The 12419-nt window shown below is 37.8% G+C and carries 6 protein-coding genes and 2 pseudogenes; 7 read left to right on the forward strand and 1 reads right to left on the reverse strand.

Translation table 11 applies throughout. From position 1 onward, the window contains the following. Positions 1-467 precede the first annotated feature (467 nt). Together ACIQ7T_RS26140 and ACIQ7T_RS26145 are read left to right on the forward strand one after the other, a co-directional pair. Positions 468-1769: a protoglobin domain-containing protein gene (locus ACIQ7T_RS26140; RefSeq protein WP_402874791.1), complete on the forward strand. Its 1302-nt coding sequence runs from the start codon at positions 468-470 to the stop codon at positions 1767-1769. Positions 1770-2291: 522 nt separating this feature from the next. Beyond that, positions 2292-3254, forward strand: coding sequence for a 2-hydroxyacid dehydrogenase (locus ACIQ7T_RS26145; protein WP_402874794.1), 963 nt, complete (start codon positions 2292-2294; stop codon positions 3252-3254). Positions 3255-3390: 136 nt separating this feature from the next. On the opposite strand, the gene ACIQ7T_RS26150 is transcribed toward ACIQ7T_RS26145, so the two are convergent. Then, a complete protein-coding gene (locus tag ACIQ7T_RS26150; protein WP_402874797.1) occupies positions 3391-4191 on the reverse strand; it encodes a TIGR00266 family protein in 801 nt (266 codons plus the stop codon). A gap of 481 nt (positions 4192-4672) precedes the next feature. Between ACIQ7T_RS26150 and ACIQ7T_RS26155 the strand changes: the two genes are divergently transcribed. From ACIQ7T_RS26155 to ACIQ7T_RS26175, 5 genes and pseudogenes are all read left to right on the forward strand, one after another. After that, a complete protein-coding gene (locus ACIQ7T_RS26155) occupies positions 4673-6151 on the forward strand; it encodes an aldehyde dehydrogenase family protein (RefSeq protein ID WP_370082406.1) in 1479 nt (492 codons plus the stop codon). Positions 6152-6177: 26 nt separating this feature from the next. Then, complete coding sequence (locus ACIQ7T_RS26160) at positions 6178-7350, forward strand: saccharopine dehydrogenase family protein (RefSeq protein ID WP_370082404.1); 1173 nt, start codon at positions 6178-6180, stop codon at positions 7348-7350. Positions 7351-7360: 10 nt separating this feature from the next. Beyond that, a complete protein-coding gene (locus tag ACIQ7T_RS26165; RefSeq protein ID WP_402874801.1) occupies positions 7361-8554 on the forward strand; it encodes an acyl-CoA dehydrogenase family protein in 1194 nt (397 codons plus the stop codon). Positions 8555-8966: 412 nt separating this feature from the next. Then, positions 8967-11852, forward strand: a pseudogene (locus ACIQ7T_RS26170) (collagenase); the annotation flags it as partial. Between the two features lie 12 nt (positions 11853-11864). Continuing rightward, positions 11865-12197 (forward strand): annotated as a pseudogene (locus ACIQ7T_RS26175) (PPC domain-containing protein); the annotation flags it as partial. Between the last annotated feature and the right edge of the window lie 222 nt (positions 12198-12419).

Raw genomic sequence — 12419 nt, forward strand, 5'->3', positions numbered from 1 at the left:
ACTTGAAAAAGCTGCCGCCTGCAAAATACAGACAGCAGCTTCAAAAGGTTGCTTAGCTTTTTTTCAAAATGTCCTTTACAAAGGGTACACTTTATATTACAGAATGAGTGGCTTTTTTTAACTTCTTTCAGCGGTGTACAAACATCCGTACCTGTCGCTACGCTTTCGGTACAAAAGACATCCGCTAAAATAGAGGAATATGACCGACATCGTGTCGGCCCTCATGCTAGCCAAAGCACAAAGCGGATTCCGGACTGCGCGAAAGCGGCAATTTTTCCGTGGTATAATTGCTCAAATTAAGAAGAAATACATGGTTATAAGTATTGTTCAGTATGATTTATTGCTTATTGCAAAACAGATTTTTTCACCTATATATTGTCATTACAGTTGTAAAGAACTTATAATTGAATTCAGAGAGTTTTTTGTTTTCGGATTATATTCGGTAGAATAGACATAGACACAACGGGGTGGATAAATTGTTTCAAATTGGAAATAAGTCTAAGAAGAATACAATTGAGATTACTGATGAATCAAGTATAGGGGTTATTATTCAAGATCAGGAACGTTTACTACAGTTAAATCTAGTAAATTTAACTAGAGAAGATTTGCGATTAATTAGAAGTTTAAAACCGTATATTGAACGAAATGTTGAAGAGGTAGTAGCAGCATTTTATCATGCGATTGAGAGTGTGCCAGCATTACGTGAGGTTATTGAAAAGTATAGCTCTAGTGAGAAGTTACGACAAACATTACGCCATCATATTATAGAAATGTTCGAAGGGCGTATAGACGATGCATTTTTGGAAAAGAGAAGGCGAGTAGCGAAAATGCATGTGAAGATTAACTTGTATCCTAAGTGGTATTTAGCAGCCTTTCAAAACCTTGAAAAATTTTTAAGAAAGATTGTTTATAAGCTTCAATTATCGAGGGACGAAGAAGAAAAGTTTTGTGATGCTATCAGTAAAATCTGTAATTTCGAACAACAGATTGTCTTAGAGGAATATGATAATTATGCTAATACATTAATGGAGAAGCAACAGGATAGTGTTCGAGCACATGTGAAGGAAATTATAGGTGGAATATCTACGCAGCTAGAAACTCAATCTCATAGTACCAATGAAACAGTAACCGAACTTGTTTATAACGCCAAGGAAGTGAATGAATACTTGAAGGAAAGTATCGATGAGGCAAAAACAATGCAAGAGGTATCGTCTGAAGGTTATTCTAAAATAATATTAATTAATGAGCAAACAGGAAAAGTTCATCATAAGACAGTTGAAATGTCGGGTATGGTGGAGCAATTAGATCATTCTTCCTCCAAAATTAATGCTGTTATTGAAATAGTAAAAAATATTTCTGGTCAAACAAATTTACTCGCGTTAAATTCGGCTATTGAGGCTGCACGAGCAGGAGAGCATGGAAAAGGCTTTGCGGTCGTGGCGAGCGAAGTTCGTAAGCTTGCAGACCAGACGAAAACTTCGGTTGAACAAATTGCGGATCTCATAACTATGTCTAATGGAATTACACAACAAGTTGTTCAAGCAATTCATGAGATTCAAGAACTGGTGAACAATAGTATCGAGCAAAATGAGGAATCTTTAAAAGCCTTCGATGCAATATCTGGCTCAGTAAACGGTTCTATCTCAAACTTCCAAAACGTCGGATTGAAAATAACGGAACTGGCAGAAATTATAGAAACGATTGGGGAATCTTCCGAGGAATTAAAACAAATTGCCAATCGATTAGATACAACAATTAGAGATTTTTAACGACTATGCATAAAGTCTGTGCATAGTTTTTTGATTATTACCATAGTGAGGGGTTGATTTCCGTTCCGGATGGGCGCTTTCCTGGGGGTGTCTGATGAGCCGCTTCGCTTCGCTGCAGGGTCTCATCTGTGACACTAATCCCCGAGGAGTCGCCCATCCTCCACTCCAATCAACCTATTTACATGGCATACGTTTAACAAAATGTTATTCCTAACCATTTCATTAGAAACACTTGTATGGCCTATTACCATAGCGAGTTTCCGTTCACTGGGCGCTATCAACTTAGCCTCATGAACAAACCTTTTAAATAAAATGCCATCCACAACTGATAAGCCTAGTTTTATTTTTCATAAATAATAGGACAAAATCGCCTTTCTGAAGGATAAAACAATAAATAGAAGGATGAAGTTTGTAGAGTGATAGAAAGATAAAGCTTCAAATACGCAAAGATAAGAAATCCCTAGAAAATGAGCGTTCTAAGTGTTACGCTATAGGCGAATTGAATTGAGGGGTGTTCGGAATATGAAAAAGAAATTATTTATTACACGAAAGTTCCCAGCGCATATAGTTGAACCGTTGAAAGAGTATTATGATATCGAACAATGGGAGGAGGAGGAAATTGTTATACCACGGGAAAAACTATTGGCAGCTGTTGCAGATTGTGAAGTATTGTGGGTAACGCTTGCTGATCAAGTCGATGAAGAGTTATTATTACACGCACCCAATCTAAAACTCGTGACTAATTTAGCTGTTGGATACAATAATATTGATGTCAAAGCTTTGCGTAAGCGTGGAATAATGGCGACTAATACTCCGGGCGTTTTAACAAATACGACTGCAGATTTAGTGTGGGGATTATTGCTTGCGACTGCTCGAAGAATTCCGGAAAGTGAACGATATTTGCGTGAGGGTAAATGGAAAAGCTGGTATCCGATGCAATTAGTAGGTAAAGATGTTTCAGGTTCCACTGTAGGAATTATTGGTATGGGACGTATTGGCCAAGCTGTTGCTAGACGAGCAAAAGGTTTTGATATGAAAATTTTATATAACAATCGTAGACGTCGCCATGAGGTAGAAGAAATGTATGGCTTTCAGTATGTATCGTTGGAGGATCTTTTAAAACAATCGGATTTTGTTGTTATTATGACACCTTTTAACAATGATACGGTAGGACTTATAGGCGCAGAAGAACTTGCTTTAATGAAGGATGACGCGGTATTAATTAATGCATCACGTGGTGGCATTATCGATGAGAACGCACTTTATGAAACTTTAACAAGTGGTAAGCTGTGGGCAGCAGGCTTAGATGTCTTTGAGCAAGAGCCTATTGCGTTGGATCATCCATTGTTGACACTTCCTAATGTTGTAGCACTTCCACATATCGGCAGTGCCTCGCTTCAAACTAGAACTGCAATGCTGATGCTGAACGTTAAAGAGCTTACCGCATATGGGCAAGGTAAGGCTGTAACGAATCGAATAGATTAATAACACCGAAGATATAGGAGTATGAGTATCTTTTGCAATAAGACTTGTTTGTGTTCGGAATAAATGGTTTAAATCAGCTGTAATAAGAAAAGGGGCACATCGTAATTAGATGTGCTCCTTAAATAAATAGCGCCCATTATTTATTAAACATATCAAATAAACCGCCAATGCCACCTTCACCTTTAGATTGACCGCCACTGCCTTGAGAAATTGGTGCTGCAGCGAAGACGCGGCTTGCTAAACGGCTAAATGGTAATGATTGAATCCATACTTTACCCGGACCCTTTAAAGTAGCGAAGAAGATACCTTCACCGCCAAATAATGCAGTTTTTACGCCCTTGACCATCTCGATATCGTAATCTACATCAGATGTCATAGCAACTAAACAGCCTGTATCAACACGTAATACTTCACCGGGTGCTAGAGTCTTTTCGTGAATAGTGCCACCTGCATGTACAAAAGCCATGCCGTCTCCTTCTAGCTTTTGCATAATGAAGCCTTCACCACCAAAGAAGCCAACACCGATTTTTCTCTGGAATTCAACACCGATTGACACTCCTTTAGCAGCAGCTAAAAATGCATCTTTTTGACAAATAATCTTTCCGTTCATTTGGCTTAAATCCATTGGAATAATCTTACCAGGGTATGGAGAAGCAAAATACACATGGCGTTTACCTGAACCAACGTTCGTAAATGTCGTCATAAATAAACTTTCACCTGTAATTAGACGTTTTCCAGCTCCAAATAATTTACCCATAAGACCACTTTCTAGGCTTCCTCTTGAACCATCGCCAAAGATCGTTTCCATATGGATAGAATCATCCATCATCATTAAAGCACCAGCTTCAGCTACTACTGTTTCTTGAGGGTCAAGCTCAACTTCCACATATTGCATATCGTCGCCATATAATTTGTAGTCAATTTCGTGATTATTCATAAAGGATTCCTCCAAAAAATATTTTGTTATTATATACGATTATAAGTTGTATTAGTTTCATCACATAATTAAATATCTTAGAAAAAAAGGGAATAAGATAGTAAATGTCGAATATAAAACACTAGAATAAGTATTTTTTATTTTCATTCAGCTGGAAATTTGTGATTGTTTTAACTTCTTTTAGTGAGTGTCAAACATCCTGCTAAAAGAAGTTAAAGCCTCCGGACGCAATTATGCCAAGGCATAATTGGTTGCTCACAAAAGATGACATCAATGTTCAGCTAAAGAAAATAAAGCCTCTGACAATTGTCACCGATGTTATTAATCCAAAAGGTTCTTTAGACATCTATATATTAAAAATTCGGAATTTTGACACATCTATTTCTATATACTATAGAGTAATAGATGATATCTGTCTGAAAGCAATGCAATTGGTAACAATGAGGCAGAGGCACAATAGATAGTTCAGGGGGTGTATGTAGTGGAAATCAAAAACTATATCGGCGGTGAATGGGTAACACATTCGCATTTACAAAGTATAGTAGTGACCAACCCTGCTAATGGGGAGCAGCTAGCTACAATACCGCTATCTACTGCAAGTGAGGTAGATGAAGCGGTAGCGGTTGCAAAAAATGCACAAAAAATCTGGGCATTAGTACCTGCACCTAAACGTGCTGACTATTTATATGCCATCGGTCAGAAAATGAAAGAAAAGAAGGAACATTTGGCGACCGTTTTAACAAAAGAGATGGGGAAGGTTATTGAAGAAGCTAGAGGTGAAGTACAGGAAGGGATCGACATGGCCTATTATATGGCTGGTGAAGGGCGACGGTTATTTGGGGAGACAACACCGTCAGAGCTAGCTAATAAATTTGCCATGAGTGTACGGGCACCAATTGGCGTTGTAGGTTTAATAACTCCGTGGAATTTCCCTGTAGCTATTGCTACTTGGAAGTCATTCCCTGCAATAGTTGCTGGCAATACGTTCATTTGGAAGCCGTCTAATGAGACACCAATGATGGCTTATGAAATGGGCAAAATTTTTGAAGAGGTTGGCTTACCAGGTGGGGTAGCAAATATCGTCTTTGGTTCAGGGCCAACAGTTGGAACAGCATTGATTGAACATCCAGACGTCAAGGTCATCTCATTTACTGGCTCTACAACAACAGGCAGTAAGGTAGCAGAGCTAGGTGGTAAACACCTGAAGAAGATTTCATTAGAGATGGGCGGGAAAAATGCAGTCATAGTTATGGATGATGCCGATTTACAGCTAGCCACTGAAGGCATTTTATGGAGTGCATTTGGCACTGCTGGACAAAGATGTACAGCATGTAGTCGCGTGATTGTGCATAAAGATGTAAGAGAAGAACTAGAAAAACGTCTATTAGACGAAATGCAAAAGCTAACAATTGGGGACGGTTTGGATGTAAGTGTGAAAATCGGACCTGTGATTAACAAAGCCGCATTGGAAAAGATTAATCACTATGTGCAAATCGGTAAACAAGAAGGGGCGACGTTGTTAGCTGGAGGTAGAATTTTATCTGAGCCTCCTTATGATAAAGGGGTTTATTATGAGCCTACACTATTTACCAACGTGAAGCCTGACATGATTATTGCACAGGAAGAAATCTTTGGTCCGGTCGTTTCTTTAATTGAAGTAGCAAGTTTGGATGAAGCAATCGAAGTAAACAATGGCGTAAAATTTGGCTTATCCAGTTCAATTTTCTCACAAGATGTGAATACGATTTTCCGCGCACAACGAGATTTAGATACAGGTATTGTTTATGTGAATGCTGGCACAACAGGTGCTGAAATCCATTTACCATTTGGCGGCACAAAAGGCACGGGGAACGGTCACCGCGACTCGGGTGTAGCTGCCTTAGATGTCTATACAGAATGGAAAAGTATTTATGTAGACTATAGCGGTAAATTACAAAGAGCACAAATCGATACAGAATAACAGATCAATGAAAGGGGATGTTCTTGATGAAAGTTGTTGTATTAGGTGCAGGTTTAATGGGGAAAGAGGTAGCTCGTGATTTAATAAAAAATAGCAATGTGGAACGTGTATTTTTAGGGGATATTGACGTGAATTTAGCGCAGAACTTTGTGGACTCGCTAAATACAGATAAGATTGAGGTTGTAGAGCTTCATGCTGAGCGCGATGACTCGTTAATGGAGGTTATCTCAAAAGGCAATGTAGTCGTTAATGCATTATTCTATTCCTTTAATGAGCGTGTGGCAAGAGCGGCAATCGCGGCTGGTGTCCATTCCGTGGATTTAGGTGGTCATATTGGCGGTGTAACTGAAAAAATATTAGATCTTGACGAAGAGGCAAAGGCAAAAGGTGTAACCATTATTCCGGACTTGGGTGTTGCTCCAGGTATGGTCAACATTTTAGCGGGTTACGGTGCTTCGAAATTAGATGAGGTAGAATCTATTAAACTATTTGTAGGCGGTATTCCTACAGAGCCGAAGCCACCTCTTCACTATACGCGAGTATTTTCTCTAGATGGTGTCTTTGATCATTACACAGAGCCATCAAAAGTGATTCTAAAAGGTAAACTTCAAGAAGTTCCGTCGTTATCAGGCGTTGAACCTATTTATTTCAAAGATTTTGGTGTGCTTGAGGCATTTTATACATCTGGCGGTATATCGACGTTGGATAAGACATTCCCAAATGTCCAAACACTAGAATATAAAACGATTCGTTATAAAGGACATGCTGAGAAGTTTAAGCTATTAGCAGATTTAGGATTCCTCGATGCTAGTAATAAAGTAGAGGTAGAAGATCAAGAAGTTTCTGTGCGCCCAGTTGTTCGTGAGGCACTTAAAAAGAAACTTGAGCTTGGTACAAAACCAGATGCAGTGCTGCTGCGCGTAATTGTAGCGGGTGAAAAAGCGCAACAACAAGTGACTTATGAGTTCGAAATGGTTGTGCGTAAAGATATGACAATTAATGAAACGGCTATGGCTCGGGCAACAGCAAATACAATTTCTGTCGTTGCTCAAATGATTGGGGAAAATAAAATTACAGAGCGCGGTGTATTTGCACCTGAATCAATTGTACCGGGCGATATTTATATTCAAGAGATGGCAAAACGTGGTGTTGTCATTAAGGAGACGTCTCACATATCTGCAATGATCGTGAAATGGTAGGTGCGTGGTCATGAATTTCGAATTTACCACCGAGCAGGAAATGTTACGTAAAACAGTACGACAGTTTGTGGATGCCGAGATTATTCCACATATTGCGAAGTGGGATGCAGAGGGTGGCTTCGATCCGAAGATTTGGTCAAGACTTGCTGAGCTTGGCTTAATGGGTGTTTGTGTACCAGAACAATACGGTGGCAGTGGGATGGATTACAATGCACTTGCCATCGTTTGTGAAGAACTTGAACGTGGAGATACAGCGTTTCGCACAGCTGTTTCCGTTCATACAGGCTTGAATAGCATGACTTTAATGCAATGGGGAACAGAGGCTCAAAAACAGCAATATCTTATTCCACAGGCAAAAGGAGTTCGGATTGGGGCATTTGGTTTAACAGAGCCCGGAGCAGGGTCAGATGTAGCTGCAATGTCTACCACCGCTGTAAGGGATGGAGATTTTTACGTGTTAAATGGACAGAAAACATGGATTTCCTTATGTGATCTAGCTGACCATTTTATCGTTTTTGCCTACACTGATAAATCGAAAAAACATCATGGCATTAGTGCATTTATCGTAGAGCGTTCCATGGCGGGCTTTACATCGAAGGCCATTAAAGGTAAATACGGTATTCGTGCTGGTAATACGGGCGAGCTCTTTTTCGAAAATCTACGTATACCTGCAGAGAATCGCCTTGGAGAAGAGGGAGAAGGCTTTAAAATTGCCATGTCTGCGTTAGATAATGGTCGTTTTACAGTAGCGGCAGGTGCTGTCGGTCTTATTCAAGCGTGTCTCGAGGCGAGTGTGAAATACTGTCATGAACGCGAAACATTTGGTAAACCTATTGGCGAGCACCAGCTAGTAGGGCAAATGATTGCCAAAATGGAAGCGGGCTATCAAATGAGTCGCCTACTTGTATATCGAGTTGGAGAGTTGAAAAACAAAGGTGTACGCAATACGCGAGAGACATCATTAGCAAAGTGGCAAGCTTGTGATTTTGCCAATAAAGCTGCGGATGATGCTGTCCAAATTCATGGAGCATATGGTTATTCGGATGAATATCCGGTCGCTCGTTATTTACGTAACTCGAAAGCACCGGTTATTTATGAAGGTACGCGGGAGATTCATACGATTATGCAGGCTGACTATGTATTAGGAAAACGCCAAGATAAGTCATTGGCAAAAATGCTACCAAAATGGCCGTTTGAAGAGTAAACGTTTTATTAAGACTTTATTGATTGATTCGAAGTTAATTAGACTTGTTTCTTCTAACTTCTTTCGGGGGTAGCACCTACAAATGTAAAATTCATAAAGAAAAGCCGATTTCCTAAACGTTAAAGGGATAATCGGCTTTTTACTGTTAAGTAGTCTGTAGTGGCCGCAGAGAGTCTAAATGATGCAGTTGCTTTCTAGTTAGGGATCCGAATTTCGGGTTCTTTTTTTATGTTAAAGAATGACTTTATGGTCTAATTGTGTCTTAGTGTTCAAATTATACAAGCAAATATTACTATAAATTACAATTTATGTTGCTTTATTCACATAATATGTTATTTTTAGATGGGCTATATAGTTCCAAATAATCAATATATTACCATTGTTTAATAATAGTACTATAGGAGGGATTGTTATGAAAAAGAAATTAAAACTCAATCAAGTGTTAATTGGAGTAAGTACAATGGCACTGTCGTTTGGAGCATTACAAGCGGAAGTATCAGCAGCAGAAAAAACGCCTTATAATGTATTACAAATGAAGCCTGTTGGCATAGATACTCCGAAAGATGAAATTGCACATTCTACAACGGCTGATGAAACATTATCATTTGAAAAACGTTTGGAAATTGGAGATTTTTCGGAACACCCAGCTCCAACAATAAAACTTGCTGAAACGAAGCAATTGCAGGAAAAGTACTCGATGGAAGAGCTTTATAGAATGAGCAATAGTGAGCTAATTGATACGCTAGGAAATATTCGCTGGTATCAAATTACAGACCTATTCCAATTCAATGATGAAACAAAAGCTTTTTATCAAAATAAAGAACGCATGCAAGTTATCATCAATGAGTTAGGGAAAAGAGGAAGTTCTTTTACGAAAGATGATTCAAAGGGTATTGAAACATTTGTTGAGCTATTGCGTTCTGCTTTTTATGTTGGATTTTATAATAAGGAACTAGGGTATTTAAATGAGAGAAGTTTCCATGATAAGTGTTTACCAGCATTAAAGGAAATGGCTAAAAATCCGAATTTTGAACTTGGTACAGATGAGCAAGATAAAGTAGTATCCGCCTATGGGAAATTAATAGGTAATGCTTCTAGTGATGCAGAAACAGTTCAGTATGCTGCGAAGATTTTAAAACAGTATAACGAAAATCTCTCTACATATGAAAGCGATTCTTTAAAAGGGCAAGTTATCTATGATTTAATACATGGAATTGATTATGATTTGCAGTCGTATTTGCATGAGACAGGTAAAGAAGCTAATACGACGATGTGGTATGGAAAGATTGATAGTTTCATCAATGAAGTGAATAAAATTGCTCTTATACATAATGTTACAGATAGCAATAGTTGGTTAATCAATAATGGCATTTATTATGCAGGGCGTTTAGGAGGATTCCATAGTAATCCAGATAAAGGTTTAGAAGTTGTTACACAAGCATTGCGTATGTATCCATATTTAAGTGAAGCTTATTTTGTGGCAGTAGAGCAACTTACTACAAATTATGGTGGAAAAGACTATAGTGGCAATACAGTAGATTTACAGAAAATGCGTGAAGAGGGAAAGAAGCAGTATTTACCGAAAACATATACTTTTGATAATGGATCGATTGTATTTAAGACGGGAGAAAACGTAACAGAAGACAAAATTCAAAGATTATACTGGGCTGCAAAAGAAGTAAAAGCACAATATCACCGTGTAATTGGGAATGATAAAGCATTAGAACCAGGTAATGCTGACGATGTATTAACAGTTGTAATTTATGACTCTCCAGATCAATATCGATTAAATCGTCAATTGTACGGGTATGAAACAAATAATGGTGGTATTTATATTGAAGAGAAGGGAACATTCTTTACATATGAACGTACGTCGGAACAAAGTATTTATAGTTTAGAAGAGTTGTTCCGCCATGAATTTACACATTATTTACAGGGAAGATACGAGGTTCCTGGTTTATTCGGAACAGGAGATATGTATCAAAATGAACGGCTTACATGGTTCCAGGAAGGAAATGCAGAATTCTTTGCAGGATCAACACGTACAAATGATGTAGTTCCACGTAATAGTATTATTAGTGGATTATCATATGAACCATCACAACGCTACACCGCTGAACAAACAATGTTTGCAAAATATGGATCGTGGGATTTTTATAATTATTCATTTGCACTGCAATCTTATATGTATAATCATCAATTTGATACATTTGTTAAGATTCAAGATTTAATTCGTGCGAACGATGTGAAAAATTATGATGCGTATCGCGACGTATTAAGCAAAGATCCACAACTGAATTCGGAATACCAAGCGTATATGCAGCAATTGATTGATAATCAAGAAAAATACGAAGTGCCACAAGTATCAGAAGATTATTTAGTGAAACATGAACCAAAAGCGTTAAATGAAGTAGTACAAGAAATTGCCGATGTTGCTAACGTAAAAGATGCAAAAATTACAAAACATAAGTCTCAGTTTTTTAATACATTTACAGTCGAAGGTACGTATGTAGGTAGTGAAGCAAAGGGTGAATCTAAAGACTGGAAAACGATGAGTGAACAAGTGAACCAAGTACTGGATCAACTATCGCAAAAAGAGTGGAGCGGCTATAAAACAGTGACAGCGTATTTTGTAAACTACCGTGTGAATGCAGCAAACCAGTTTGAATATGATATTGTTTTCCACGGCATTGCGACGGATGAAGGAGATCATCAAGCGCCTATTGTAAATATAAATGGTCCATATGCTGGAATCGAAAATGAAGAAATCCAGTTCAAGAGCGATGGTTCAAAAGATAAGGATGGAGAAATAGTTTCTTACCTTTGGGATTTTGGTGATGGAAAAACAAGTGAAGAGGCAAATCCTACTCATGTATTCGAAAAAGAAGGCACATATAATGTGACATTAACAGTGAAAAATAATAAGGGAATAGAAAGTAAGGATCATGCAATTGTAACTGTACTGAAAGGAGAACAAACAGAGAATAATCATCCAGAAGAAGCCAAGATAATTCCATTTAATACGCCCCTAAAAGGTAGTTTAATTGATGATAATGATACGGATGTATACACATTTGATGTTACGTCTCCGGAAGAAATAGATATTTCTGTCTTAAATGAAAATCAAATTGGAATGACATGGGTGCTTTATCATGAGTCAGATATGCAAAACTACGTATCATTTGGACAGGAAGATGGAAATAGTATAAAAGGTAAACTTACTGCAGAACCAGGAAAGTATTATTTATATATTTATAAATTTGATAATGAAAATGGGACATATACAGTAAATGTACAAAATGAAGCAAAAACAGATATAGAACCAAATAATAATCCAGAAGAAGCGGAAATGATTCCACTTAATATGCCCCTAAAAGGTAGTTTGATTGATGATGATCATACGGATGTATACACATTCGATGTTACGTCTCCAAAAGAAATAGATATTTCTGTCGTAAATGAAAATCAAATCGGAATGACATGGGTGCTTCTTCATGAGTCTGATATGCAAAATTATGCATCCTATGGGCAGGAAGATGGAAATGTTATAAAAGGTAAATTTACTGCGAAACCAGGAAAGTATTATTTATATATTTATAAATTTGATAATGAAAACGGGACATATACAGTAAATGTACAATAATTATATTTTTAATTAGTAGAGGTTGATCTAATCTCTTTAATGCAAACCATAATCAAGTGTCTAACCATAAAAAAGAGCAACCGCTAACGTAGAATACATTAGCTGCTGCTCGTAATTATAAGCCGAGAGGGATTCACTTCCTCTCGTTTTTTTATTGAGAAAAAATTCGGAATAATGTAACTTTCCTATTCTTTGGTAGTCTAATTAATAAACGAAATTATG

The organism is Lysinibacillus sp. NPDC096212, from assembly GCF_044763105.1.
Classification (GTDB): Bacteria; Bacillota; Bacilli; order Bacillales_A; family Planococcaceae; genus Lysinibacillus.